This window comes from Pseudomonas sp. BE134, assembly GCF_031456105.1.
Lineage (GTDB): Bacteria > Pseudomonadota > Gammaproteobacteria > Pseudomonadales > Pseudomonadaceae > Aquipseudomonas.
This window is the reverse complement of sequence record NZ_JAVDUA010000040.1, coordinates 24,069-50,466: the sequence shown is the minus strand read 5'-3', so window position 1 is coordinate 50,466 and position 26,398 is coordinate 24,069. Positions and strand designations below refer to the sequence as shown.

Sequence of the window (26,398 nt, the reverse complement as noted above, 5' to 3'; positions counted from 1 at the left end):
GGTAGTGTGGGGTTTCCCCATGTGAGAGTAGGTCATCGTCAAGATTAAATTCCGAAACCCCTATCTGCGTATGCAGGTAGGGGTTTTGTTTTGTCTGTAAAAAAGTACTCATCTGTTTGGCGCACAAATTGGCGCAGTTATTTTCGACTCATGCCTCTAGAATAGGCCCAACTTTCTCGGAGCCAGAGCCTCTATGCCAGATTCGGTTGACGCCCCAAGGCTGTCAGAATTACCGCTGGACGATTTGGTCGCATGCCATGAGTGCGACTTGCTGATGCGAAAACCCGAACTCGCCCATGGCGAGAAAGCGCTGTGCCCGCGCTGCGGTTATGAGCTCTATGCCCATCGGCACAACGTCGTGCAGCGCAGTCTCGCTTTGGTCATCGCCGCGTTATTGTTGTTTGTGCCGGCGAACTTTTTACCCATCATGGAGCTCAATCTACTCGGGCAATCGTCGAAGGACACTGTCTGGAGCGGCGTTGTCGCCTTGTTTGATACCGGCATGCAAAGCGTTGCGGTGATTGTGTTCCTGTGCAGCATGGGAATCCCTTTGCTCAAACTGCTCTGCCAATTGTTGGTCTTGTTGAGTATTCGTTTTGATATCGGACGCAGCTACGGTTTGCTGCTCTATCGCATCTATCACCATTTACGGGACTGGGGAATGCTTGAGGTTTACCTCATGGGTGTACTGGTCGCGTTTGTAAAACTGGCAGATATGGCAGCCATTAGCGTAGGTCTTGGTTTGGTGTGCTTTATCAGTTTGCTGTTGGTTCAGATCGGGTTGGAGGTCGTGATGTCGCCTCATCAGATCTGGCAGGCTTTATCAGGAGAGGATGCCCATGCGGGCGATTGATGCAGGCATTCTGGTTTGTGCTGAATGCCATGAGTTGAACAAGCAGGACGCTGACACTGACGAGCAAGTCTGCACCCGTTGTGGTGCGTTGGTTCATGCCCGTCGCCCGAACAGTCTGGTGCGCACCTGGGCACTGTTGATTACCGCTGCGATTCTCTACATCCCGGCCAACATGCTGCCGATCATGACCATAAATTCACTCGGCAAGGGCGCCCCCAGTACCATCATGTCCGGCGTGGTTGACTTGGTTCATTACGGCATGTTTCCCATCGCGGCAGTGGTGTTCATTGCCAGTATTCTAGTGCCGACGTTCAAACTGGTGGGAATCGGGTTGCTGCTGTTTTCGATACAGCGCCGCCAGCCACTCTCGGCTCGCCAACGTATCTGGATGTACCGCTTTATCGAGTTCATCGGCCGCTGGTCGATGCTGGATATATTTGTGATCGCCATCCTGGTGGCGGTCGTGAATTTCGGACGGCTTGCCAGCATCGAAGCCAATCTTGGCGCCATCGCTTTCGCCAGTGTGGTGATTTTGACGATGCTTGCCGCAGTTTCTTTCGATCCCCGACTGATTTGGGATAACACGGAGTCGGACGACGACCATGACTGATTTGCCTACAGCGAAAACCCGACCGGCCTCGAACTGGTCAGCCATCTGGATTCTGCCCTTGGTCGCTTTGATCATTGGCGGCTGGCTCGGCTGGCGTGCTTACAACGAGACCGGCATCGAGGTTCAGATACGTTTCGAAAGCGGCGAAGGCATCCAGGCCAACAAGACCGAAGTGGTCTACAAAGGCATGTCCGTCGGTAAGGTGAAAGCCCTCAAACTCGATGACGAAGGTGCTTCCAAAGGCGTGATCGCGACTGTCGAGATGAATAAGGATGTCGAGCAATACCTCAAGACGAGCACACGCTTCTGGCTGGTCAAACCGAGCGTGACCCTGGCCGGTATCACCGGTCTGGAAACGCTGGTCTCGGGTAATTACGTAGCGATCAGTCCCGGTGAAGGTGAGCCCACTCGAAAATTCAAAGCGCTGGCCGAAGAACCTCCTTTGTCCGACGCCAAACCGGGTTTGCACCTGACCATCAAGGCTGATCGCCTAGGCTCCCTCAACCGTGGCAGCCCAGTGTTCTACAAGCAGATCAAGGTCGGCGAAATCAAAAGCTATGTGCTCTCGCAAGACCAAAGCACCGTCGAACTCAAAGTTTTCATTGAACCTACCTACGCCAATCTGGTGCGCAAACACACGCGTTTCTGGAACGCCAGCGGCGTCAGCATTGATGCGAACCTGTCCGGTGTGAAAATTCGCAGTGAGTCGCTTGCCAGTATCGTCGCCGGTGGTATCGCGTTTGCCACACCGGAGAATCGCAAAGACAGTCCGCCTACCGATCCTAGCTTGCCGTTCCGTCTCTACGAAGACTTTGACGCTGCGGCTGCCGGCATTCGGGTCAAGGTCAAACTCACCGACTTCGAAGGCTTGCAAGCTGGCCGTACGCCGGTGATGTACAAAGGTATTCAGGTCGGCAACCTGAAAGCGCTGAAGATCGATCCGGACCTGTCCGGCGCCACGGCTGAATTGACCCTCGATCCATTGGCCGAAGATTACCTGGTCACCGGTACTCAGTTCTGGGTGGTCAAACCGTCGATTTCCCTCGCGGGCATCACCGGTCTGGAAGCGTTGGTAAAAGGTAACTACATTGCGGTGCGCCCTGGCGATAAAGGCTCAGCGCCGCAACGCGAATTCGTGGCACGGCCCAAGGCGCCGCCGCTGGATTTGCGTTCGCCGGGCCTGCACCTGGTGTTGTTCACCGAGAACCTGGGATCTCTGGAAGTCGGCAGTCCGATTCTCTACAAACAGGTCAAAGTCGGTTCCGTGCAGAGTTATCAGTTTTCCAAGAAAAGGAAGCAACTGGTCATCGGTGTTCACATCGAGAAGGAATATGAAGGACTGGTCAACGCCTCGACGCGATTCTGGAATGCTAGCGGCATCACGCTCACGGGCGGATTGACGGGCGGAATCCAGGTCAAAAGTGAATCCTTGCAAAGCCTGATGGCTGGCGGTATTGCTTTCGAAACACCGGAAGCCAAGGCGCCACTGCAAAGGAAAATTCCGCGTTTCCGTCTGTTCGCCAACCATGACGAAGCCAATCAGAAAGGCACCGTGGTCACCATTAAGGTTGAGCGCGCCGATGGCTTGCGTACCGGTACGCCTGTGCGATTCAAAGGCCTGGATGTCGGCAAGATTGAAGACGTCGACCTCACTGATGATCTGCAATCGGTACTGCTCACTGCGCGGATCACCGAGGTGCCTGAGCACATTGCCCGGGCAGGTACTCAGTTCTGGGTGGTTAAACCTGAACTGGGTCTGATCAAGACCACCAACCTCGAAACGTTGGTGACCGGCCAATACATCGAAGTGCAACCTGCTGCGAAGAACCTCGGCCCGCAGAAGAATTTCGTAGCGTTGGCCACCCCCCCGGAAAGCACCAAGCACGAAGCCGGCTTGAGCCTGGTGTTGAGTGCCGCCCGCCGTGGTTCGTTGAAAACCGGTGTGCCGGTGACCTACCGTGAAATCACCGTCGGCAAGGTCACAGGCTATGAACTCGGACAGACGGCGGATCGTGTGTTGATACACATTCTGATCGAGCCGAAATACGCGTCGCTGGTGCGCAGCGGTACGCGTTTCTGGAATAGCAGCGGTTTTGGTCTCGACTACGGCTTGTTCAAAGGTGCAACGGTGCGTACTGAATCGCTTGAGACACTGATTCAGGGCGGTGTCGCCTTTGCCACCCCGGACGGTGATCGCATGGGCAGCCCGGCACGGGCTGAACAAACCTTCCCGCTGTTCGACAAGTTCGAAGATGAATGGCTGACCTGGGCGCCGAAGATCGCAATCGGCAAATAGTCATCGGGGCCTGAGGTGCCGCCTTCGCGGGGAAGCCCGCTCCCACAGGGATTTGCAGTGAGCATAGAATTTGTGATCAACACTGAACCCTTGTGGGAGCGGGCTTGCCCGCGAAGAGGCCTTCAAATTCGCTGAAAGCCTGAAAGATGTACCTACAAATAAAAAGGCCGCGATCCATTGGAGCGCGGCCTTTTTCATGGCTTGCGATTAACGCCGATCAGACCGCATCCAGCTCCGGCTCATCAGCCTGCACAACAACGCTCGCCTTCACTTCATCATGACGACGGATGTACTTCCAGTCCGCCTCATCGATGTAGATTCCGTTCGGTCCGCTACCGCCTTCCAAATCAATCGCGACGCTGGCACAGACCTGCGGTTTCACACTCGCCAGGATCGGCACGAAGCCCAGTTGCAAACTGGTTTCCAGCAGCGCTGCCTGGTTCTTTTCGTCGATGTCCGCCGCTTCGTCGAGGTAGTACGGCAGGCGCACGCGACCGGCCTGGTCGCGGTCCATCAAGTGCAGCAACAAGTACATGTTGGTCAGCGCCTTAATGGTCATCGTGGTGCCGTTGGAGGCGGCGCCGTCGATGTCGGTGTGAATGACCGGTTGACCGTTGACCTTGGTAATCTCGAAGGCCAGTTCGAATAAGTCCTTGAGGCCGAGCTGGTTGTGGTTTGCCGCCACCAGCCGCGCCAGGTACTCCTTGGCTTCTTCGTTCTTGTTGTCCTGATCGGCACTTTGGCTCAGGTCGAACACGGAGAGGGTTTCGCCTTCTTCGTATTGGCCGGCGCTGTGGATGATCTGGTCGATGTGCTTGAGCGCTTCCTTGTTCGGCGCGAGCACGATGCGGAAGCTTTGCAGGTTGGACACCTGACGCTTGTTAATCTCGCGGTTGAACAGCGCCAGTTGATGCTCAAGGCTGTCGTAGTCACTGCGGATGTTGCGCAGGGTCCGGGCGATGTCGGTGACCGCCGCGCGGCGAGCCTTGCCCAGCGTCAGGGCTTCGTCGGTTCGGTGCGCGTACGCGTTGATCAGCAGTTGCAGGCGACGTTCCATATCGTCTTCGCTGTCGAATTTGGCCACGCCTTTAAGGCGAACCTGGGCGTACAACGCTTCGATTTGACCGTCACTGCGCAGCAAGCCCTGCCAGCTGTCTTGATAGTCGTTAAGCAGCGGCAGCAAGTTGTCCATGGAATCGTCGATCGGGTCCATGAACGGCGTGCCGAACGGCAGGTCTGCCGGCAACAGCTGACGGCGACGCAGGGCGTCGTCGAGGGTGCGTTGCTTGGCTTCCATGTCACCGATCTGCCGACCGACCAGTTGCAGCTTGGCCGACAGTTGCTGGACGCGCTCGGTGAAGGCATCGCTGGAACGCTTCAACTCGTCCTGCGCCGCTTCCATTTGCGCCAGTTGCTCAAGTTTGTCGCCTTCTTCGGCGCTCAGGGTTTGCGCGCGACGGAAATCTTCCAGGGCTTTCTGCGCATCCAGCACTTGCTGGTACAGCGCTTCGGTCTGGGTCTTGCTCGCCGCGCGGTCGGCGGCGACGGCCTGTTGGGTCTTGAGTTGCTTGAGTTCTTTGTCCAGACGCTCTTTCTGATCGCGCAACGCGGCACGGTCAGCCAGGGCTTGCAGCGCTGGCGGTTCGATATGCGAGATATCGATGGACAAACCGGGTACTTCGAAGCGCTCGCCTTTGAAACCGTCGAGGATCAGCTCCATGGATTTGACCCACTGACCGTCCTCGTCCAGCGTAATGCCGTGCTCACCCAGCGGCAGGCTGAACAGTGCGCTGTTGAACAGACGCATCAAACGCTCGACGTCCTGCTGCGAGAATTCTTCACGCAGACGGGCGTAGCTGTTGTTGTCAGCGTGATCGAGTTGCTGCTTGACCGACTTGAGGCGTTTTTCCAGATCGCGCAGACGTTCTTCCAAGTCTTCGGCGCTGAACTGACGTGACTGTGCCAGTGCACCGGCCAGTTCATCGTGCGCATCCTTGGCTGCAAGCAGTTGCTGCTCCAGCGCTTTGACGTCATCGACCAACGCGAAGCGATGCTTGAGCACCGACAACTCGCCGAGCCAGCGCTGGATGCCGGTGATTTCCCGTTCCAGGCGCATCAGCTCTTGCGTGCCGCCGCGCTGATCGTTTTGCAGCGCGTCTTGCTCGTTGCGGTAATGCTCGGCCTGAATCGTCAGTTCTTCCTTGCGTGCATTCGCATAGTCGGACCAGGTACCGAGCAGGGAATCGAGCAGTGGCGAGATACGGTGCAGTTTGCCGCGCAGGATATTGCGCTGGGTCACGCCAGCGGCCAGTGCTTCAACCAGCGGGCCGGCGATTACCAGCGAGTTGTAATCCTGCTCCATGCGTCGTACATCGCGGAATGCTTCTTCGCACGCGGCGATGTAATCGACGCTGCCGGAACGCAGGCTGTGCTCGAACGCATCGAGGAACAGTTGTTTGAGCTTGGCCGCGGTGATCTCGCGCATGTGCAACAGGTTGATGAACAGCGCACGGAACGTCTTCAGGCTCTGTTCGCTGGTTGAGCGCAGCGGGATCAGCGTCAGGTCCAGCGGAATCGAGGTATGACCGCCGACCAGCAAACGCCGCAGCTCATCAGGCTTCAACTCGTAGGCTTTGAGGCCTTCGCGCTCAAGGTTGGTGAACAGTTCTTTCTGGCGCAGGCAGGTGTCGTTTTTCTGGTAGTGCGCCAGATCCAGTTTGCCAGCATAGGCAAAGAACTGGTGACCGAAACCACCGCCCGGACCGCGACCGACCACGCCAATCACGTGCGGACCGTGCGGCAGCGAGACTTCAACGAGGATGTAACTGGTGTCCGAGGCGAAGTAGAAACGCCGGGATTGTTCCAGGCTGTACTTGCCGAAACTCATGTCCGACATGCGCGCCAGAATCGGGAACTGCAAGGCGTTGATCGAGGCGGATTTACCGAGGTTGTTCGCCCCGTACACCGACAGTGGTTCTTCCAGCGGAAACAGGCCGAGGCTGTAACCGGCAGTGTTCAAAAGGGCAAAGCGGCGAATGCCGTAGCGTTCCTTGCTCATGCGTCGGTCTCCAGTTCTTCAGCGATGGCGCGGGCCATGGCGTCTTCTTCGCTCTCTACTTCAAATTCGCTCAAATCCAGCGGGTCATCGGTTTCCAACAGTTTTTCGTCGCTGTCGTCATCGATCAGCACCGGGGCCGGCAATGGCAGCACGCTGTGCAGGCTGGCCGCCAGATCGCGGTCCTGCTGAACCGACAGACAGACATCGAGGAAGCGGTGCATCGGCGGCAGGAAACGGTAGATGCCGTTTTCTTCGCCGGCGAAGCCGAGCTGGGTCATGCGGCGCATGATTTTTTCTTCGAGCTCTTCGACGGTCTGCACTTCGGCCTGGATGAACAGGTCGCGGTACTTTTCCAGCAGGGAAGGCAATTCATCGCGACCGAGGCTGCCACCGTCGAGCACGGCGACCGGGTCACGGCCCTGATCCGCCAGGTGCTCGACGAGGATGAAGGTGAACAGCGCCAGACGTTGCGCGGTCTTGTTCACCGCGGCGGCAGCGAGGTCCGGGACGAAGTAGTAGAAACCACGGGTGTCGCACACCAGTTCAAACCCCAAGGCCTTGAACAGCGTGCGGTACTGGTCCTGAAAGTTCGTCAGTTGCGCGTACAGCTCCGGGTCGCGGCGGCTGACGTGGTAGCCCTTGAACAGCTCGCGAAAGATCGGCGCCAGCTGGGACAGTTCGTTTAGATCAAGATGCATTTGGGGTGCTCGCAGAATCCTCGGCGGCGGTGTCGCCGGCCGAGAGCAGGGCGAAGGAGCGCAGGCTGACCTGGTGCTCATGAGTGTGGTATTCGCGGCGTTCCAGACGCTCGCGCTTGAAGCGTTTCTCCCGCGACAGGCGCGAGAACCAGTACAGCAATTCGTCGGTGGCGCCGTCCGGCTCTTGCTCCAGCAGCCAGGTCATCAGGTCCGGCATCGGCAGGGCGTCTTCGCAGCGTTCGAGCATTTCGCGAACGGTACGTGGTGCGCGGGGTGCTTCGCCTTTCTGAGTCTTGTGGGCTTTGGGGAAACGAGCCGGTTTCGGTTCGAAACGGGCCAGCGCATACACGTAGGCTTCGACCTGACTGGCGCTGCCGAGGAACGTGCTTTGCGGTCGGGTGAACATCGGCATGGCGGCTTGCGGCACCGCATCGATGCCTTTGCGACGAATGGCCGACAAGGCCAGCGCCGCGCCACGGGTCACGGCGTTGTGGCGACGGGCTTCTTCACGCAGCGGCAGCAGCAATTCGCGGGCATGACGCAAGGTCAATTGGGCGCTGGTCTGCATTTCGAGGATGCGCGCGTGGGTACGCAGCAGCATGTCGTCGTCGACCAGATGGCCAAGGCGCTGCTGTTCGGTGAGCATCTTCAGCAGGACGTTTTCGACCTTGCGCACGCCTTGTTCGAAGGCGCCGTCGGCGTTCACCAATTGAATCATTGGCTCGACGTATTCGTCCCAGGTCGCCAGCACTTCGGCGTAGCGCTGACGCAACGGAATCTGCCGGTCACTGGTTTTGGCGCGTTCGGCGACGGCCACCAGCGCCTGTTCGTCGTTGGCGAGTTTCTTCAACACATCGCGTACGCGCATATCGAGCAAGCGCAATTGACGTGCCAGATCGTGGCCATCGCGAATATCGAACGCGTCCTGAATGTAACCGGCCAGGCGTTCGAGATGGCGCAAATAGGCTTCGATTTCCAGGCACAGGCCCAGACGGTGCTCGCGGCGCAGGTAAGCGAGGAAGTCGTGGATCTGCGCATTGAGTTCGAAACGGTTCGGGCTTTTCGCCACGGGCACCAGAATGTCGAGGCGGATCCACACGTCCAGCAGGCTGGTGATGTCCTGCGGCGTACTGTCGAGTTGCTGGGCGGCCAGTTGCGTACGCAGTTCGTTGAGGCTCAAGGTGCCTTGGTCGAAGTGCTCGCACAATGGCTCCAGAAGTGCCCAGTGTTCAGCGAGGGCGCGCAAGACGCGCTTGGGTTCGATCATCGGAATGGCCGGCTGGTTGGCGATTAAAAGCCGCGATTGTACTGCATCAGGGTCGATGCGATTCATTCGCGGGACAGGCTGTCGCTTTTTCTATCGATCAAGCGCGGGCGATCTTGAGCGAAGGGCGGTAGAATCACCGCACTATTAGTTATCCACAAGTGGCCGACCTTTGCTTATCGAGTCCCGTCGCCGCGCTTATTTGACCGCCATGCAGGTGGTCAACTGGCTGCCGCGCACCGAATTGCCCTTTGCCGCTCCCTCGCGCCCCGAGCTGCTGGAGACGCCTGAGCCGTTGGTCGTCGCGCCGATGGCCTCCGCTCCAGTGGCTCAGGCGCCCATGGAGCCTGTGGTCAAACCGGCCGAACGGGTGAAAATCGAGGTACAGCGCCCATCCTTGGCCAGCACGCGGACCAACGCCAAGGTCGAAGAAGAGACCGCGCCGGTCGTCGCCAAGGCTGTGCAAATACCGCCACCGCGCTTCGCCCTGCAATTGCTGCGCGCCGGTCGCTGCTTGCTGCTGGTGGAGTTACCCACAGGCGAAACGTTCCAGACCCGCGATCCCGCCTATCTGCTGCTCAAAGACATGCTGCGCGCGGCCGGTCTGCCGGACAGCCCGCAAATTGTCGGCGAACCGGTACGCTGGCCGCTGCTGGCTCGCGGCACCATGGATCAGGGCCCTGAAGCGGCGCGCGATTTTGTACAGGGTTTTCTCTCCGCTCGCATCGAAGACGCCCCGTGCGTCTGCGTGTGGCTGATCGGCCTGCCGGCGGTGCGTTTTGCCGGTGAGGCCAATGCCGAATCATTTAACCGTGAACTCCAGGTCGAAGGCCTGGGCTCGGTCTGGGCCCTGCCGGGTCTGGAATTATTAATGGAAGAGCCACAGCGTAAGGCTGATGTCTGGCAAGCCATGCGTCGGCTGATGGCGCGCTGGAAAGAATCGAATGAGTGACGCTGTATCGTTCCGCCCAATGATCGAGGCGGACCTGGACGCTGTACTGAAAATCGAATACGCGGCATACAGCCATCCCTGGACCCGCGGGATTTTTCTCGATGGGCTGGGCAAGTACCAGATCTGGCTGATGTTCGAAGGTCAACAGCAGGTCGGCCACGGTGTGGTGCAGATCATTCTGGATGAGGCGCACCTGCTGAACATCACCGTGAAACCGGAAAACCAGGGCCGTGGCCTGGGTTTGACACTGCTGGAGCACTTGATGTCGATCGCCTACAAGGCTGAGGCGCGGGAGTGCTTTCTGGAAGTTCGCGACAGCAACCGCTCGGCGTTTCGGCTGTATGAACGGTACGGGTTTAACGAGATTGGCCGGCGCCGGGATTATTATCCTGCGGTGGGTGGGCGCGAAGATGCAGTGGTCATGGCCTGTACCCTCGTCGACTGACTTTCCTTAAAAGCTTCGCGAGCAAGCCCGCTCCCACACTTGACCGAGTTCCATATCAAGAACGCGATTAAATGTGCGAGCGGGCTTGCTCGCGAAGGCGGCTTAACAGGCGCCACAGATCAACGTTTCCCATCCATCGGATCCCGATTCGCCATTTCCGCTTCATCCAATCCATTCCCCCCGCCAATGTCATCTTCATCGACAATGCTCAAATCCCAATCCGCCTGATCACCGTCACCCGCTTCATGAGCATCCCGCGACCCATCTTCATGGATCAAGGTTTCCGGGCTCATGTCATCATCGGTAGACTCGTGATCATCGGTCGAGGCGCCCGTCATGCCCGCTTCACGCAAGCGCTCATGGGGCATCAGCCGCTCACGTTCGGTTTGCGGCAGCTCGTCACCGATTTTGCCGCTGGGCTCTTCTTCGTCAAAGTCCAGCTCATGCACCGAGCCCATGCGGTCTTCGTTATCATCGATCGGCTCGGGTTGCGTCGCATCGAACGGTCGTCGTGATTCAGTCATGGCAATTCCTCATACTGTGGGTCTTACTACGGTGGACCCACTGGGCTCCCGAGAATTCCACCGGCCATACTTGCATCAAGCGCGTGACCCCGACGGGCGGTTGTCTGTCAAACCAGCGCATCATTCTTGAGGCTTTACAGCATGAACGAATTACAAGATCTGATTGATAACAACGAACGCTGGGCCGAAGCGATCAAACAGGAAGATCCGGACTTCTTCTCCAAGCTGGCCCGTCAACAGACGCCGGAATATTTGTGGATCGGCTGCTCCGACGCCCGCGTGCCGGCCAACGAGATCGTCGGCATGCTGCCCGGCGACCTGTTTGTCCACCGCAACGTGGCCAACGTGGTGCTGCACACCGACCTCAACTGCCTGTCGGTGATTCAGTACGCCGTTGACGTGCTCAAGGTCAAACACATCCTGGTCACCGGTCACTATGGCTGCGGCGGTGTACGCGCCTCGATGCAGGATCGCCAGCTGGGCCTGATCGACGGCTGGCTGCGCTCGATTCGCGATCTTTATTATGAAAAACGCGAAGAGCTGGCCAAGTTGCCGACCGAAGAAGAGCGGGTCGACCGTCTCTGCGAGCTGAATGTGATTCAGCAAGTAGCGAACGTCGGGCATACCAGCATTGTGCAAAACGCCTGGCATCGAGGGCAGAAACTGTCGATCCACGGCTGCATTTACGGCATCAAGGACGGGCGCTGGAAAAGCCTGAATGCGACCATCAGCGGGTTTGAGCAATTGCCTGCGCAATACCGTTTGCGTCCGGTCGAGAAGTTGTAAAGGTTCTCAACTCGGGACTGCGCCGACGTCAGTGAAATAACAGCTGAGCGTCGGCGTTGGGTGTTTCTTCGAAACCAGTGAAGCGTTACAACAATTTCAACGCCAGATGAGTACCAGCACGCAAGTACTCGACCTGTGCAAATACGGCATCCTTGACGATGGCCTCTCCGGTATCAGTCAGTTTGGCTTTTTTTGCATCAATGATGGCGGTTTGCGTTAATTGCATCACTACATCCATCGCTTTTTGAAGGGCGGTCAGATTGTTGTGCAGTCCGAACTCGCGGACGACTGCGTCCATACGGCGGTCGGCGTCATCACGCAGTTTTTTGTATTCAACGACTGAAACCCTACCGTCCTGGTAAATTTCATTAATCATATCTTCCAGCGTTTTCGATATTAAAGACATGTGCTTGTTCATCCTTGGTCAGTGCAGTTTTTTACTTTAATAAGCTTCGACCTGTCGGAGTTTACTCAGCGATTTACTGTTTGGAGATAGGATCTGACCGAGTTTCATGTCAGGCGCAATCGAGCCTATACGTAAGAAAAATCCTGGCATTTACTTGGCGCTCAAGCAGGGTAAATGATTGCACCTGCCCCGCAGGTGCAATCTTTGATGTGTTAAGGCATCACCGGCGGCGTATACGTCAACGTCGTCCCCAGCGCCCACAGTAGAAACAGCACCAGCGGCGTGTGCACCAGCAATTGCACGAACGAGAATCCGATCAAATCCCGTGCCTTCAGCCCGAGCACGCCCAGCAGCGGCAGCATGTAGAAGGGGTTGATCAGGTTCGGCAGGGCTTCGGCCGCGTTGTAGATCTGTACGGCCCAGCCCAGGTGGTAGTTCAGATCGGTGGCCACTTGCATGACGTACGGCGCTTCGATGATCCACTTGCCGCCGCCGGACGGGATGAAGAAGCCGAGAATCGCCGAGTACACGCCCATTAGCACCGCGTAGGTGTCGTGGGACGCGATGCTGACGAAGAACGTCGAGATGTGGTGCGCCAGGGTCTGGGCGTCAGTGCCTTTGACCGTGGTCATCAAGGCGGCGATCGAGCCGTACAACGGGAACTGAATCAGCACGCCGGTGGTGGTTGGCACAGCCCTGGACACGGCGTCGAGGAAGCTGCGCGGACGCCAGTGCAGCAGCGCGCCGAGCATCAAGAACAGGAAGTTATAGGTGTTCAGCCCGGAGATGGCACTGAGCAACGGTTTGGTCGAAAACTCGTGGAACAGCCAGCCAGCCGCCAGCAGCACCAGCAAAAGGGTCAACAGCGGACTGTATTCCAGCCATTCGCCGGGGCGAGTGCGTGGTTGCAGTGGCGGCAGGTTGAAACTCGGGTCGACGCCGCAGGCTTTGGCGTCTCGGGCCGTGTTGGGGCCCGGCGCGGTGGCGTAGGCAACGATCAGCGAGACCACGATCAGCGCCAGCAGCATGACACCGGACTGCCACAAAAAGATCGTTTGGGTGAAGGGAATGACTCCGGTGATCGCCAGGATCGACGGCGGCAGGCTGGCCGGGTTGGCCTGCAGTTGTGCAGCGGACGACGACAGGCCCAAGGCCCACACCGCGCCAAGACCCAGATAGACGGCCGCACCGGCGGCTCGGTAATCCATTTTCAGATCGGTACGGCGGGCGAGGGCACGAACCAGCAAGCCGCCAAACACCAGCGACAAGCCCCAGTTCAGCAGCGAAGCGACCATGGAAATCAACGCCACCCAGGCCACGGCCGAGCGGCCGTTTTTCGGAAGGCGTGCCAGACGGTCGATCAGTTTCACCGCTGGCGGCGAGCTGGCGACCACATAACCGCCAATCACCACGAACGCCATCTGCATGGTGAACGGAATCAGGCTCCAGAACCCGTCACCGAACGCCATGGCGGCATCAGTCGGTTTGGCGCCCATGAACAGGGTGGCCACGGCAACGATAATCACCGCCAGCGCGGCAAACACCCAGGAGTCGGGGAACCAGCGTTCGGCAAAATTTGAACAGCGCAGGGCAAAACGGGCGGAGCGGGTATCTTCGATATCAGCAGCCACGGGCGTACCTCGAATTTTTATGTTTATGGTGGTCTTCGGGCCGTAATGGCCGGTCTAGACAGATGCCAACAGTAAATCAACCGATCCTGCTGTGTGACAAAGTTTTACCAAAACGGGACTATGGTCTAACGGCTTGTCCGTGGACGCGTTTGCGTAGACCATGGGCGCCTTGGTTTTTTACCGGCTGCAGAGTTCTTTTTCATGACTGCCAACACCCCCTCGCGCCCGACGCCTTTTACCCGCTCGGACTACAAGACCCTCGGCCTTGCAGCCCTCGGCGGCGCGCTGGAAATCTATGATTTCATCATTTTCGTGTTTTTCGCCCTGACCCTCAGTCAACTGTTCTTCCCGCCGGAAATGCCTGAGTGGCTGCGCTTGCTGCAAAGTTTCGGAATCTTTGTCACCGGTTATCTGGCGCGTCCATTGGGCGGAATTCTGATGGCGCATTTCGCCGATCGGTTGGGGCGCAAGAAAGTCTTCAGCCTGAGTATCCTGATGATGGCGCTGCCGTGCCTGCTGATCGGCATCATGCCGACCTACGCGCAAATCGGCTATTGGGCACCACTGCTGCTGTTGGTGTTACGTGTCCTGCAAGGCGCGGCGGTGGGCGGGGAAGTGCCGAGTGCCTGGGTATTTGTCGCCGAGCACGCGCCAACCGGGCATCGCGGATATGCCCTCGGTTTCCTGCAAGCCGGATTGACGTTCGGTTACTTGATCGGCGCCCTGACAGCGACCTTTCTCGCACAGGCATTCACCCCGACGGAAATCCTCGATTTCGCCTGGCGTTACCCGTTCCTGCTGGGCGGTGTGTTCGGGGTGATCGGCGTCTGGCTGCGCCGCTGGCTCAGTGGAACCCCGGTGTTCATGGCCATGCAAGCCCAGCGCGATGCCGCTGTCGAACTGCCGCTGCGCACGGTCTTGCGTGAGCATCGTCTGGCGATGTTACCGTCGATGATCCTCACCTGTGTGCTGACCTCGGCCGTGGTGGTGTTCGTTGTCATCACCCCGACCATGATGCAGAAAAGCTTCGGCATGACCGCCAGCCATACCTTCGCTCTGAGCGCGTTGGGCATTGTTTTCCTGAACCTCGGCTGCGTGCTCGCCGGGTTGCTGGTCGATCGCATCGGCGCCTGGCGCACGGTCATGCTCTATAGCCTGCTGCTCCCGCTGGGGGTTGGCGTGCTGTACGGCTGCCTGATCAGTGGCGGCAACTGGACAGGCCTGGCGTATGCGATTGCAGGCCTGAGCTGCGGGGTAGTCGGCGCGGTGCCGTCGGTGATGATCAGCCTGTTCCCGGCACGGGTTCGTGTCTCGGGGATTTCCTTCACCTACAACATTGCCTACGCCGCGTGGGCGAGCATCACACCGCTGCTGCTTATCGGTCTGATGCCATGGAGCCCGTGGATCTGCGTGATCTTCTGTGCCGTGATGGGGGCGGTGGGCGTTGGCAGCGCGGCGTATTTTGGTACGCGCATGCCCAAGGTCAGTCATTGCGCGACGGCTGGCGCGGTGTAATTGCAGGCGTTGACGATGCAACTATTTTTGTAGGACAACCCTGAAGCACTCTTCAGAAAATATCCGTACCGCCGATGGCTAGGCAGCAGGCCGCTTTCCCTCCCAGTCCATCGGTGCTTCCCATGTTCAATAAACGCTTGAAGCAGGAGCTCTCGGCTCTTCGCGAAGAACTCTCCAGCCTTCAGCAAGTGAAGGACAGCCTGGAAAGCGAGATGCTGGTCCTGACACTTGATCCCGATGGGCGGATTCAATCGGCCAATCAGAATTTCATCGCTGAGATGTTCTACAAGAGCAACGATCTGGTCGGTCGTCACATCGACGACATTGTTCCCGCCCATGTGAAATCAGACGAATTTCACCGCCGCTTCAAAAACGCGCTGACCCGTGGCGAGCATTTCGCCGGTGCCGTGCGTTTGCTGCGGGGCAATGGCCAGGAAGCGTGGTTGCGCTCGATTTTGCAGCCGGTGCGCTCGGCCGATGGCCGGATCAAACATTTCTCGATTTATTCCAGCGACCTGACGCGCACCATCGAAGCGTCTCGTGAGCACGAGAACCTGATCGGCGCGCTGGTGCGCTCGACGGCGGTGATCGAGTTTGACCTCAATGGCAACGTGCTGACGGCCAACGATCGCTTCCTCGGCGGCATGGGATACAGCCTCGCGCAGATCAAGGGCAAACATCACCGCACGTTCTGTGAGCCGCAGGAGTACAACAGCGCCGAGTATCAGAACTTCTGGCGACGCTTGAACGCGGGTGAGTTTGTCGCCGGCCGTTTCAAGCGCTTCGACAGCCATGGTCGTATGGTCTGGCTGGAAGCGTCCTACAACCCGGTGGTCGATGCCAACAACAAGCTCTACAAAGTGGTGAAGTTCGCCACGGTGATTACTGATCAGGTCAGTCAGGAAAACGCCGTTGCCGAAGCCGCCAACATTGCCTACAGCACTTCTCAGCAAACCGACCAAAGTGCCCAGCGCGGCACGGCCGTAGTGACTCAGGCAGTGGACGTCATGCGTGACCTGGCCAGGCACATGCAAACCGCTGGCGATGGAATCGAAGCGTTGAATGAGCAATCGCTGGTCATTGGCACTATCGTCAAAACCATCAGCGGCATCGCTGAGCAGACCAATCTGCTGGCGCTCAACGCGGCGATTGAGGCGGCTCGGGCTGGCGAACAGGGCAGAGGGTTTGCCGTGGTCGCGGATGAGGTTCGGCAGCTGGCATCTCGTACCAGCCAGGCCACCGATGAAATTGTCGGTGTCGTGCGTCAGAACCAGGAAATGGCGCGCAATGCCGTGGCCCTGATGACCGACGGTAAGCTTCAGGCGGAACAAGGCCTGGCGCTGGCGGCGGAAGCGGGCACGGTGATCGTCGAGATTCAGGACGGTGCGCAGAAAGTGGTGAACGCGGTCGGGCAGTTTGCCAATCAGCTGGCGACTTGAAACCTGCCGTCGCGGTGGAAATCGCTACAATCGGCTCTTTTCCCAGGAGCAGATAACATGAACGATTCCCACCGTCGGCCGGTTCCTTTGTCCAAGGCGTACCGTCTGCTCAATCACGGCCCGACGGTACTGGTCAGCGCAGCCCATGATGGCCAGCGCAATATCATGGCCGCCGCCTGGGCCATGCCGCTGGATTTCGAACCGCCGAAAATTGCCGTGGTGCTGGACAAGTCCACCTGGACCCGGCAACTGCTGGAAGCCTCGGGAACGTTCGTGCTGAATGTCCCCTGCGCAGCGCAGGCCGATATCACCCAGACGGTTGGCTCGACATCAGGTTTGGAATTGACCCGGGGCCAAGGTCAGGACAAGTTCCAGGCCTATGGTTTGCAAACCTTCAGTGGCGAGCTGATTGATGCCCCAATGCTCGAAGGCTGTGTGGCGTGGCTGGAATGTCGACTGCTGCCAGAGCCCACTAATCATCAGCAATACGACCTGTTCCTGGCCGAGGTCATTGCCGCGCAGGCGGATGAGCGCGTTTTCAGCGAGGGCCGTTGGCACTTCGAAGGGCAGGATGCATTACGCACCTTGCACCATGTGGCGGGCGGGCATTTCCTGAAGATTGGCGACCCGGTGGACGGCAAGACCCTGCCGTAAATCAGCCACCAGGCCTGCGTCCTCACAAGCGAATGTGATTTTTCGGATGGCTGCGGGTCGGGCGCGTCATCAGAAAGTCATGCAGCAACGATACCGATGCCGAGAACACCAGGGTCATGAAGCAGAGCATGAGCGTGGTCAGCCAGTGGTTGAGTGAGATCGGTACGTCCTCAATGAAGGGGGCAATCATCAGGAAACCGACGATCGCCCCAAGGCCGGTACGCAGCAGGGTCAGGAAACTCGTCCCGACTTCCGCCGTGACCTTGTAGATCACCTCGAACCGTTCGCGCATGCGGTCGCTTTTCAGTCGGTGGATTTTCTTGTGAATGCACACCGCAATGTAGATCGTCAGCAGACAAAAGCCGTGGCTGACGATGGGCGCGCTGGCCATTAATGACTGGAGAATGGCTTGCAGTTCGGCCTGGCTCGTCGAGTGGATCAGTAGAGGGATGGCGCCAAGAATGAAGCCCACGATCAGTTCGGTTTTAAAGCGCTTGAGAAACGCACCAGACTCATTGCGCGAATTGCTCTTCCAACGGTTGCTCATCAAATGTAAACGCCTTGGTGGTTGTGAAAAGTAGCGGAGGCGCAGGGTTTGAACGGGGAAACCCGCCGGTCAAATCATGACGCCTGCGATTCGGGACACACTTTAAAACAACCGCTGAAACACTTATGTCTGACGCTTCCGAGGGTGTTGGAGGACGATTCCCACAGAGCTGTGGGGTTTGCGAGAAGTGCGGGATCTGACGCTGGAGAAGCGCACAACGCGACGGGCTTTGAAGATCACACCTAAGCTTCATGCGTCAGCTTGATACTGAAGTCCGGGATTGAAGCGTGGATGTAGGTGAGCGCAAAGTTGCGCAGTTATCCCGAATGACAGGTGGAGTTGTATACAAAATTTATCATTCAAGGAGACAACAGCGTGAAAGTCAGCGCGCGAAACGTATTCAAAGGCACTATCAGCCATCTGCAGCCGGGCGCGGTCAACGCCGAAGTCTCGCGGTCGGCAAGGAAGCGGTCGCTCTGGTAAAGGCGCCGTGGGTCATGCTGATGACCGACTCCAGCGACATTCGCCTCTCGGCGCGTAATTGCCTGGAAGGTAAAGTCACCAGCGTCACCGACGGTGCGGTGAACGCCGAAGTGGTTATCAAGCTTGATGTCGGCAGTGAAGTTTATTCGATTGTTACCCGCGAAGCGGTTGCGGAGCTGGGACTGGCGCCGGGTGTGAGTGCAACGGCGGTGATTAAGGCGTCGCACATTATTTTGGGTGTGCCGGCCTGATTTAGGAATGACGCCTGATCAAGATTGTTTTACTGGCTTGATCAGGCTCTCAGCCGGGATCCCGAACAACTCATGCAGTTTCCAGATCATTGGAAGCGTCAGGGCGCGTTTGCCATTGAGCACTTCATAAACCCGGTTTGTCCGGCCAATGGCGGGCGCAAGGTCCGAAGCGGAAAGGCCAGATTGCTCCATACGAAATTTGATGGCGTCGATCGGATTAGGCAGATCGATCGGAAATTTTTTTGATTCATAAGCTTCGATCAGCGTGATCATGATGTCGAAGTAATCACCCTCAGGGGTGCCTGGCTCTGGTTCGTTGTCAAACAGTGCTGACACGTTTTGCAGAGCCGCACGGTAGTCCTCGTCGGTGTGAATCGGGTGAATATTCATGGTTACTCCATCTCGACGGTGTCGGCGTCGATTGCGTCGTACTGCTTGTGAGTGCAGACAAATTTTATGTATATGGCGCCGAAGCGATAGGCCACAGCGACTACTAACCTGAAGTCGTTACCCTTGATGTTGAATACGACTCTGCGGCTTTTGAGAATACTGGCGGTAGCAAAGTGAGCCTTTATATCCAAAGGCGTTTTCCAGTTTGCATTTCTTGCCTCGTCAACCCAGGCCAGAAAGGATTGTTCCGAGTCTGGGTATTTCTCCCAAAACTTTTTCAACTGACTAATAGCGATGATTCTCATGGCACGAGCCTAGTCCCGTGCTGGGACTGATGCAAGTCTGTGGAGGGAAATTCGAAGGGTGGGGGAGCGAATTTGACTCTCATAGTCAGGTTCTGCGGACAGCTAATTCGATGGGACAAAGGCTGACGCGGAACTCTACCCAAGAAACAGTTTTTTGCGTGTAGGAAATGGCATCACGCGACAGCTGATCAGAATGTGATACCTGTAAAAAAGGGCCTACCTCCCGGTAAGCCCTTTTTCATTCCCATGTACGAATCAATCCCCCAATGCTTCCCCCTCGCGCCGAGGATCGGCCCCACCGGCCAGCGATGCGTTTCCATGCGCATCCCTGGCCCGAACAATCGCCTGGGTGCCACTGGTCATGTCGATCTCACTCACGTTATGCCCTTTGTCCTTCAGTGCCTGAATCAACTCGGCGCTGAACTCACCCCGTTCCAGCTCCGTCGGGCCGTTGCGGCTGCCGAAGTTGGGGAGGTTGATGGCGGCTTGTGGGTCGAGGTTCCAGTCGAGCAGGCCAATGGTGGATTTGGCCACGTACTCGATGATTTGCGAGCCGCCGGGGGAGCCAAGGGTGGCGAGGAATTCACCGCTCTGACGGTCGAAGATCAGTGTCGGCGCCATTGAGGAGCGTGGGCGTTTGCCGGGCTCGACGCGGTTGGCGACTTTTTGCCCGTTTTCTTCGGGGATAAATGAAAAGTCGGTCAGCTCGTTATTGAGCAGGAACCCTTGGACCATCACATGCGAGCCGAATCCGGATTCAATGGTGGTGGTCATCGACACGGCGCCGCCTTGGTCATCCACGGCCACAACCTGTGAGGTGGAGATGCGCAGCGGCGAACGGTCCGGCGCGTAGGCGACCTGAATGCCTGGCGGGGTGCCGGGTTTGGCCACGCCCATGCTGCGATCACCGATCAGGGCGGCGCGGCTGGCCAGATAAGCCGGGTCGACCAGCCCTTTGACAGGCACGGGCACGAAGTCGGCGTCGGCCACGTACAGCGCGCGGTCAGCATAAGCCAGGCGCTCGGCTTCTGCGATCAGGTGCACCGCTTCCGGAGCGGGCTCCGTGCCTGCGGGTTTGTCGGTCTTGATCGGTATAAGCGGTGCCAGGGCGAAACGCGGATCACGGGTTTCCAGGGCCTGCAGGGTGCCGAGGATTTGCGCCACGGCGATCCCGCCCGACGACGGCGGCGGCATGCCACACACCTGCCAGCGTTTGTAGTCGGTGCACAGCGGCGCGCGTTCCTTGGCCTGGTAGCCTTGGAGATCGCTCAGTGACAGGCTGCCGGGGTTGGCGTGGCCCTGAACCTTGGTGACGATCTCCTGCGCGATGGCGCCTTTGTACAGCGCGTCAGGGCCTTCGTTGGCGATGCGTTTCAGCACCGCAGCCAGTTCAGGATTCTTTAACAGTGTGCCGGCGGCTTTCGGGCTGCCATCAGTGTTCAGAAAGTAGGCCGCCATGTCCGGCGAGCTGTGCATGGACGAGTCCGAAGCGATCAACAGATGTAGGCGCGGCGAGATGGGGAAACCTTTCTCCGCGAGTTGGATGGCCGGTTCGAACAGCGTCACCCACGGAAGACGACCGTGTTTGCGATGGGCCAACTCAAGCGCTCGCAACACACCAGGCGTCCCCACCGAGCGACCGCCAATCTGCGCCTGGGTGAAGGCCATCGGTGTGCCGTCGGCCTGTAGGAAAAGTTTCTCGGTGGCGCCGGCGGGGGCGGTTTCGCGACCGTCGAAGGTGCGTACAGCCTGGCCATCCCAGAGCACGATCAATGCGCCGCCGCCAATGCCGGAGGATTGTGGTTCGACCAGCGTCAGCACCGCTTGCATCGCAATGGTGGCATCAATTGCCGAGCCCCCCTGACGCAGCATCTCCCGACCGGCCTGGGCCGCCAGAGGATTGGCCGCTGCCGCCATATGTCTGGACGCGTACCGGGTTTGCAGGTCGGTGCGATAGCCCGAGGCGCTTTCTGGCGCGACCGGCAACGTCGACGTCGGTGGCGCGTTACAGGCGGTGAGTATTAACGCAGTAGCGATCAGCGACACGGCCGAGCGGCGATAGCGGCTCAAGTGGAAGGCTGGGATCACGTTAGGGCACTCCGTCCGTGGGAAAGTTACCGGGACTGTATCGGTCGCCTCGGGATGGCGCAAACCAAGGCCTACAGTAAAGCTGCTTTTATCCTTCATGAGTCGACGGATTTTCTGTAGGGTCGAGTGCAACCGACGGGCCAGAAGATCAACAAGAGGCAGACATGCACACCGAGTTCCCCACCCAGCCGAGTTACCGTACTCAGCGAGAACAGTTCCTCGCGGCAGCCAACGAAGCCGGTGCAACGTTGACCGAGTACCCGCATCCACTCAAAGGGCCTTTCGGGGAGTCGTTGAGCACTGACGTGGCGGTGCTGGGTGATCCAGGCGCCAAGCGCTTACTCATCGCGCTGAGCGGTACACATGGCGTCGAAGGCTTTTATGGTTCAGGTTGCCAGATCAAATGGATGCAGGACTTGGGCAAGCGCACACTGCCGGCCGATGTCGCCGTGGTGTTCGTTCACTTGATCAATCCCTGGGGCACCGCCTGGCTGCGGCGGGTGAACGAAGACAACATTGACCTGAACCGCAATCACCTGAACTTCGAGCGCCCGCTGCCGGACAATCAGGCATACGCAACGCTGCATGACATCTACGCCTGCTCCGAGCTGCAAGGTCCCGAGCGTGAACGCGCCGATGCCTTGCTCGACGCGCAAATTCGCACCCATGGCTGGCCGGCGGTGATGTCGATTGTCGAGGGCGGCCAGCACAGCCACCCCGACGGTCTGTTTTACGGCGGGCTGGCACCAAGCTGGTCGAACCGCACGCTGCACGCGATCCTGCAAAAGCACATTGCCCACGCCGACGTGGTCATGTGTTTCGACTTGCACACGGGCGCCGGCGAGTACGGTCATCCGATGTTGCTGACAATCACCGAGGCGGCTTATCCCGCGCTTCCGGAGGCGCAGGCCATTTACGGCCCATGGCTCTACACGCTGCTGACCGGTGCCGACACCTTGAGCGAAACCGGTGTGGCGGCGACGGCTACCGGCTACACCTCCCAAGCGTTAATCGACGCGTTGCCGCAGGTACGGTTGATGCCTTTTGTGATTGAGTGCGGAACGTATCCGGGGGCGGACGTGCATCGTCATTTGCGCGATGACCACTGGCTGCATCTGCATGGCAACCCGAATGATGCGGTAGGGCGCGGGATCAAGTTGAATCTGCTGGAGCAGTTCTATCCGGCCGACAGCGATTGGCAGGCGATGGTCTGGCTGCGCACCTGGCAAATTTGGGAGCGTGCGTTGTCCGCGTTGCCGACGATTCGCCTCTGAAGCGGATCACCCTGAACCCATGGGGTTCAGGGTACTTTTTTCGAGGCATAAAAAAACGGCCTACCTTTCGGTAAGCCGTTTTTAGTACTTGGTGGCTACACAGGGACTTGAACCCCGGACCCCAGCATTATGAATGCTATGCTCTAACCAACTGAGCTATGTAGCCAAGTGGCGCGCATTATTGGCTTGGAACGATGATGTGTCAAGCGTAAATCTAAAATATTTCTCTACGCTTTCAACTGCTTATCCTCCTGACCCGAAAAATCGGGCCGGAGGAGGGCGTCAACTGAGCTGAAATCTCCCGGTATTCGCGCTCAGGGCCTTGCTGCCTTGGCTCAAGGTGTCCGCCGCCAGGTTCACCGCCCGCGCGCCTTCCAGCAACCTTACTGCCGCCTGATCGACTTGCTGAATGTTGCCGCTGACTTCATCGGCGGTACTGGCCTGTTCTTCCACCGCGGTCGCGATGTGCGCCAGGGTGTCGGTCACGCCTTGCACCGCGAGGGCGATTTCCCCGAGGCGTTCGCCCAGGCCTGTGACGGATTGGGCATCATTTTGTGCCTGGTTACAGGCCGCTTCCATCAGGCTGACCGCCTCATTCACGGTGCTGCGCAAGCTGTCGACCGTGCCGGCAATTTGCGCGGTGGAAGACTGGGTGCGTTGCGAAAGGCTGCGCACTTCATCGGCCACCACGGCGAAGCCGCGGCCTTGTTCTCCTGCACGAGCCGCCTCGATCGCGGCATTGAGCGCCAACAGGTTGGTTTGCTCGGCGACCCCGCGAATGGTATCGACCACCAGTTGAATCTGTTGCCCTTGCTCACTGACCCGACCCAGTGCCGCGGCGGTGTCGTTCAAGCGCTGATTGAGCTGCTGAATGCTGGCGGTGGTGCGCTGGCTGTCTCGGCTGCTGTCGGCGGCAATGCGCTGGGTGTGCTGAGCGCTGCCTGACGCCTGTTCGCAGCTCTGGGCGACCCCTTGAGAGGTGGCCGCCAGTTGCGTGGCCGCTGTGGCGATCTGGCTGATTTGCAACTGTTGCGCTTCGACTTCGCCGAGTGCGCCACTGGAGTGATGGTTGAGCGTGCGCACCGCGTTGCTCACCTGCAAGGTTTCGTGATCGACCCCCTGCAGACTGTTGCGCAATTGCACCACGGCGACGTTCAGGGCCGTGCTGATAGCCGCCAGTTCATCGCGGCCCTGCACGGGGGCTTGCAGGCTCAGATTGCCGTCACGCAAGGCTTCGGCCAGCAGCGTAATTCCGCTGGCGCTGCGACGGATCGAGGCTTGCAGGCAGATAAACAGGTACAGCGCAGCCAGTAGCAGGCAGCCAAAGATCGTCGCCACCACAATGAACTGGCGAATCGCCGAGCCGTGGTAGTAATCCAGGCGCTGATCCAATGACATCAACGATTGCTGGCGCAGGGAAGCAAGGTCGGTGAGCAGGGTGTCGAGGTTGCGTTCAAACTCTTCTGGCTTGAGATTGATGCTGCCGCCGAATACACCGTCATCCAGCACCTTCAGACTCACGTCGAGCTGTTTGAGGCTGCCTTGGTACTGCCCGGCCCAGTGTTGCAATTCGATGGGCAGGCGGGCTTCCAGAAGCGTGGCAGTTTTCACCAGCTGCTCGCGGGCATCGCCGATACGGCTGCGCAGGTCCCGCAGTTGCAGACGGCTTTGCAGGGTGAACTGCCCAGAGACAACCGACGCCTGACCGACGCTGGCCAGGCGCCCGACCCGTTCGATCAGGTCCGGCGCGTGCTGGATGGAGATCTGCGTCAGCAGATAGGTTTCCAGCCACGGCGCCAGTGTCAGGCGATTGTCCATGGCGATCTGTTCGCGCAGGGCTTGCAGTGAGCTCAAGGCGTTGGTGAAACGATCGTAACCGTCCGGCCACCAACCGACGCTGCTCAGGCTTTTCGAGTCCAGGCCATTGAGGGCGGTTTGCAGGGCTTGATAACGGGTCAGCGTTTCGTCCTTGGCGTCTTCCGCTTCCAGCGCGTTGCCGAGGTCTGAGGTGGCCTGAGCAACAGCAGGTTGAACCGCTTCAAACGCAGCCATCGCGGCGAGGGTGGCGGGCGTCGGTTGGCGATTGGTTTCCGTGGCACGCCAGCGAGCAGCGCGATCACGCTGGGCCGCGAGCAGGTTGTCGAGCGCATCCAGCGCGAGCAGCTGACGCACACCGGCTCGTTCGCCGGAGATCAGGCTGAGTTTGGCGCGGTAATCCTGACCGATCATCAGCAGGCTGCCGGCCAGCGGCAGGATGAACAGGAGAAACAACAGCTGAAATTTGCGTGCGAAGCCAAAACGCCCCAGCAACCCGATCCCCGGTGATAAAAACGACATGCCCCATGACTCCTGTGGACACCACGCACCATCGGCGTGCGTCGAGGTCATTGCGACCGCGACCTGTGCCCTTGTAAAAGGCCTCGAAAGTTCACCCTCGCCAGCTCTGTAGGCCGACTCTGTAGCGAAACTTCCCATTCTCGGCCCCCTTTGTAAGGGGCCCGCGTTGAAGGGGTAAAACAACGCAAGATTTAGACCATGGCGTTGCGCTATCACCCCTGGGGCGTTGAATATTTAGTTCGTTAGCTGGCTAAGGGGATGGCGCTGTCGCAGCTAAAAATGGCACATTGACGCACCTGCCCGCGTGCACCCATCCGCTGTACGGAAATACTCATGGCTATCAGCAACGTTCAGACCGGCGCGACGTCGGCACCCGCGACTTCACAAAGCAGCCCTTTGGTCATGCGCATCATCGGCGCGGTAGCGCTGGCGCACCTTATCAACGACCTGATCCAGTCGGTGCTGCCGTCGATTTATCCAATGCTCAAGGCCAACTATGGCCTGACCTTTACCCAGGTCGGATTGATCACACTGACCTTCCAGCTCACGGCTTCGCTTTTGCAGCCGTGGGTCGGTTATTACACCGACAGGCATCCCAAACCCTGGCTGCTTCCCGCCGGGACAGTGTGCACACTGATCGGCATTGTGATGATGTCGATGGTCGGCACCTTTCCATTGATTCTGTTGGCGGCGGGGTTGATCGGGATCGGTTCGTCGACCTTTCACCCGGAAGCCTCTCGCGTGGCGCGACTGGCCTCGGGCGGGCGCTTTGGTCTGGCGCAATCGACCTTTCAGGTAGGCGGCAATGCCGGGTCGGCGTTCGGTCCATTGCTGGCGGCAGCGATCATCATTCCCTACGGTCAGGGGCATGTGGCCTGGTTCGGGCTATTCGCTGTGTTCGCGTTATTCGTGCTGTACCGGATCAGCCGCTGGTACGCCAACCACTTGAATCTGTTCAAGCTCAAGCAAGGCCAGGCGGCGACGCATGGTTTGTCGAAGGGGAGGGTGATCAGTGCGCTCGTAGTGCTCGGTTTGTTGGTGTTCTCCAAGTACTTCTACATGTCCAGCCTCACCAGCTACTTCACGTTCTACCTGATCGAGAAATTCGACCTGTCGGTGGCCAGTTCGCAGCTGCACCTGTTCCTGTTTTTGGGCGCGGTCGCGGCGGGGACGTTCTTTGGTGGGCCGATCGGCGACAAGATCGGACGTAAGGCGGTGATCTGGTTCTCGATCCTCGGCGTTGCACCCTTCACGCTGCTCCTGCCACACGTCGACCTGTTCTGGACCAGCGTCCTGAGCGTGATCATCGGCTTCATCCTCGCCTCAGCGTTCTCGGCCATCGTGGTGTATGCCCAGGAATTGGTGCCGGGCAATGTCGGGATGATCGCCGGCGTATTCTTCGGCTTGATGTTCGGTTTCGGCGGGATTGGCGCGGCGTTGCTCGGGCATCTGGCGGACGTGCACGGCATCGAATACGTGTATTTCCTGTGTTCGTTCTTGCCGTTGTTGGGTGTGTTGGCGATCTTCCTGCCTCGGACCAAAAAGCCCTGATCCCACATTGGTTCTATGTTGTAAGTCGAATTATTCCAGGC

The 26,398-nt window shown here is 58.6% G+C and carries 22 protein-coding genes, 1 tRNA gene and 2 pseudogenes; 13 read left to right on the top strand and 12 right to left on the bottom strand.

The genetic code is table 11. The annotated features are described in order from the left end of the window. Positions 1-193 precede the first annotated feature (193 nt). The 3 genes from J2Y56_RS26150 to J2Y56_RS26140 are packed head-to-tail and all read left to right on the top strand — an operon-like array spanning position 194 to position 3,759. Positions 194-853, top strand: coding sequence for a paraquat-inducible protein A (locus J2Y56_RS26150; protein WP_007942624.1), 660 nt, complete (start codon positions 194-196; stop codon positions 851-853). Beyond that, on the top strand, positions 840-1,463 hold the full coding sequence (locus J2Y56_RS26145; RefSeq protein WP_007942625.1) for a paraquat-inducible protein A: 624 nt from the start codon (positions 840-842) through the stop codon (positions 1,461-1,463). Before J2Y56_RS26150 ends, J2Y56_RS26145 begins: the two co-directional genes overlap by 14 nt. Then, on the top strand, positions 1,456-3,759 hold the full coding sequence (locus tag J2Y56_RS26140) for an intermembrane transport protein PqiB (protein WP_007942626.1): 2,304 nt from the start codon (positions 1,456-1,458) through the stop codon (positions 3,757-3,759). The genes J2Y56_RS26145 and J2Y56_RS26140 overlap by 8 nt, the downstream gene beginning before the upstream one ends. Positions 3,760-3,976: 217 nt before the next feature. On the opposite strand, the gene mksF is transcribed toward J2Y56_RS26140, so the two are convergent. The 3 genes from mksF to mksB are packed head-to-tail and all read right to left on the bottom strand — an operon-like array spanning position 3,977 to position 8,782. Then, entirely contained in the window at positions 3,977-6,817 is a 2,841-nt protein-coding gene (gene mksF / locus J2Y56_RS26135; protein ID WP_310353576.1) for an Mks condensin complex protein MksF, read from the bottom strand. Next, complete coding sequence (gene mksE / locus J2Y56_RS26130; RefSeq protein ID WP_310353574.1) at positions 6,814-7,515, bottom strand: Mks condensin complex protein MksE; 702 nt, start codon at positions 7,513-7,515, stop codon at positions 6,814-6,816. The genes mksF and mksE overlap by 4 nt, the downstream gene beginning before the upstream one ends. Continuing rightward, a complete protein-coding gene (gene mksB / locus J2Y56_RS26125; RefSeq protein WP_033048659.1) occupies positions 7,505-8,782 on the bottom strand; it encodes an Mks condensin complex protein MksB in 1,278 nt (425 codons plus the stop codon). The genes mksE and mksB overlap by 11 nt, the downstream gene beginning before the upstream one ends. 208 nt (positions 8,783-8,990) lie before the next feature. Here mksB and J2Y56_RS26120 point away from each other — a divergent pair, with 208 nt between their 5' ends. Next, entirely contained in the window at positions 8,991-9,731 is a 741-nt protein-coding gene (locus tag J2Y56_RS26120) for an energy transducer TonB (RefSeq protein ID WP_310353579.1), read from the top strand. Beyond that, positions 9,724-10,176, top strand: a complete 453-nt coding sequence (rimI, locus tag J2Y56_RS26115; protein ID WP_007942632.1) for a ribosomal protein S18-alanine N-acetyltransferase — start codon at positions 9,724-9,726, stop codon at positions 10,174-10,176. The genes J2Y56_RS26120 and rimI overlap by 8 nt, the downstream gene beginning before the upstream one ends. A gap of 119 nt (positions 10,177-10,295) precedes the next feature. On the opposite strand, the gene J2Y56_RS26110 is transcribed toward rimI, so the two are convergent. After that, a complete protein-coding gene (locus J2Y56_RS26110; protein ID WP_007942634.1) occupies positions 10,296-10,700 on the bottom strand; it encodes a hypothetical protein in 405 nt (134 codons plus the stop codon). A 141-nt stretch (positions 10,701-10,841) separates the two neighbouring features. On the opposite strand from J2Y56_RS26110, the gene can reads away from it, so the two are divergent. Beyond that, complete coding sequence (gene can, locus J2Y56_RS26105) at positions 10,842-11,486, top strand: carbonate dehydratase (protein WP_007942635.1); 645 nt, start codon at positions 10,842-10,844, stop codon at positions 11,484-11,486. A gap of 85 nt (positions 11,487-11,571) precedes the next feature. On the opposite strand, the gene J2Y56_RS26100 is transcribed toward can, so the two are convergent. Together J2Y56_RS26100 and J2Y56_RS26095 are read right to left on the bottom strand one after the other, a co-directional pair. Beyond that, the gene (locus J2Y56_RS26100) at positions 11,572-11,892 is read right to left on the bottom strand and encodes a hypothetical protein (RefSeq protein ID WP_007942636.1); all 321 of its coding nucleotides are present in this window, start codon (positions 11,890-11,892) and stop codon (positions 11,572-11,574) included. A gap of 212 nt (positions 11,893-12,104) precedes the next feature. Continuing rightward, a complete protein-coding gene (locus J2Y56_RS26095; protein WP_007942637.1) occupies positions 12,105-13,523 on the bottom strand; it encodes a short-chain fatty acid transporter in 1,419 nt (472 codons plus the stop codon). A 201-nt stretch (positions 13,524-13,724) separates the two neighbouring features. Here J2Y56_RS26095 and J2Y56_RS26090 point away from each other — a divergent pair, with 201 nt between their 5' ends. From J2Y56_RS26090 to J2Y56_RS26080, 4 genes and pseudogenes are all read left to right on the top strand, one after another. Beyond that, a complete protein-coding gene (locus J2Y56_RS26090; protein ID WP_310353571.1) occupies positions 13,725-15,038 on the top strand; it encodes an MFS transporter in 1,314 nt (437 codons plus the stop codon). A gap of 74 nt (positions 15,039-15,112) precedes the next feature. Then, positions 15,113-15,937 (top strand): annotated as a pseudogene (locus tag J2Y56_RS28590) (PAS domain-containing protein); the annotation flags it as partial. Further along, positions 15,917-16,477 (top strand): methyl-accepting chemotaxis protein, encoded by a 561-nt coding sequence (locus J2Y56_RS28585; protein ID WP_405046886.1) that lies wholly within the window; start codon positions 15,917-15,919, stop codon positions 16,475-16,477. The pseudogene J2Y56_RS28590 and the gene J2Y56_RS28585, both read left to right, overlap by 21 nt. A gap of 57 nt (positions 16,478-16,534) precedes the next feature. Next, complete coding sequence (locus J2Y56_RS26080; RefSeq protein ID WP_310353567.1) at positions 16,535-17,131, top strand: flavin reductase family protein; 597 nt, start codon at positions 16,535-16,537, stop codon at positions 17,129-17,131. 22 nt (positions 17,132-17,153) lie between these two features. Here the strand turns inward: J2Y56_RS26080 and J2Y56_RS26075 are convergent, their stop codons facing one another. Then, entirely contained in the window at positions 17,154-17,678 is a 525-nt protein-coding gene (locus tag J2Y56_RS26075) for a hypothetical protein (protein ID WP_007942641.1), read from the bottom strand. Between the two features lie 375 nt (positions 17,679-18,053). Between J2Y56_RS26075 and J2Y56_RS26070 the strand changes: the two are divergent. Next, positions 18,054-18,412 (top strand): annotated as a pseudogene (locus tag J2Y56_RS26070) (molybdopterin-binding protein). An 18-nt stretch (positions 18,413-18,430) separates the two neighbouring features. On the opposite strand, the gene J2Y56_RS26065 reads toward J2Y56_RS26070, so the two are convergent. The 3 genes from J2Y56_RS26065 to ggt form a co-directional block, all read right to left on the bottom strand. Beyond that, positions 18,431-18,802 (bottom strand): type II toxin-antitoxin system HigA family antitoxin, encoded by a 372-nt coding sequence (locus J2Y56_RS26065; protein WP_007942644.1) that lies wholly within the window; start codon positions 18,800-18,802, stop codon positions 18,431-18,433. Positions 18,803-18,804: 2 nt separating this feature from the next. After that, entirely contained in the window at positions 18,805-19,107 is a 303-nt protein-coding gene (locus J2Y56_RS26060; RefSeq protein ID WP_310353564.1) for a type II toxin-antitoxin system HigB family toxin, read from the bottom strand. A gap of 255 nt (positions 19,108-19,362) precedes the next feature. Next, on the bottom strand, positions 19,363-21,195 hold the full coding sequence (gene ggt / locus J2Y56_RS26055) for a gamma-glutamyltransferase (RefSeq protein WP_310353562.1): 1,833 nt from the start codon (positions 21,193-21,195) through the stop codon (positions 19,363-19,365). A 164-nt stretch (positions 21,196-21,359) separates the two neighbouring features. Between ggt and J2Y56_RS26050 the strand changes: the two genes are divergently transcribed. Beyond that, complete coding sequence (locus J2Y56_RS26050; RefSeq protein WP_310353560.1) at positions 21,360-22,469, top strand: DUF2817 domain-containing protein; 1,110 nt, start codon at positions 21,360-21,362, stop codon at positions 22,467-22,469. A gap of 89 nt (positions 22,470-22,558) precedes the next feature. On the opposite strand, the gene J2Y56_RS26045 is transcribed toward J2Y56_RS26050, so the two are convergent. Both J2Y56_RS26045 and J2Y56_RS28580 read right to left on the bottom strand, forming a co-directional pair. Further along, positions 22,559-22,635: transfer RNA gene (locus J2Y56_RS26045), tRNA-Met, on the bottom strand. 116 nt (positions 22,636-22,751) lie between these two features. After that, positions 22,752-23,867, bottom strand: coding sequence for a methyl-accepting chemotaxis protein (locus J2Y56_RS28580; protein WP_405046885.1), 1,116 nt, complete (start codon positions 23,865-23,867; stop codon positions 22,752-22,754). 1,272 nt (positions 23,868-25,139) lie between these two features. Here J2Y56_RS28580 and J2Y56_RS26035 point away from each other — a divergent pair. Then, entirely contained in the window at positions 25,140-26,357 is a 1,218-nt protein-coding gene (locus tag J2Y56_RS26035; RefSeq protein ID WP_007942649.1) for an MFS transporter, read from the top strand. The last annotated feature ends 41 nt before the right edge of the window (positions 26,358-26,398 follow it).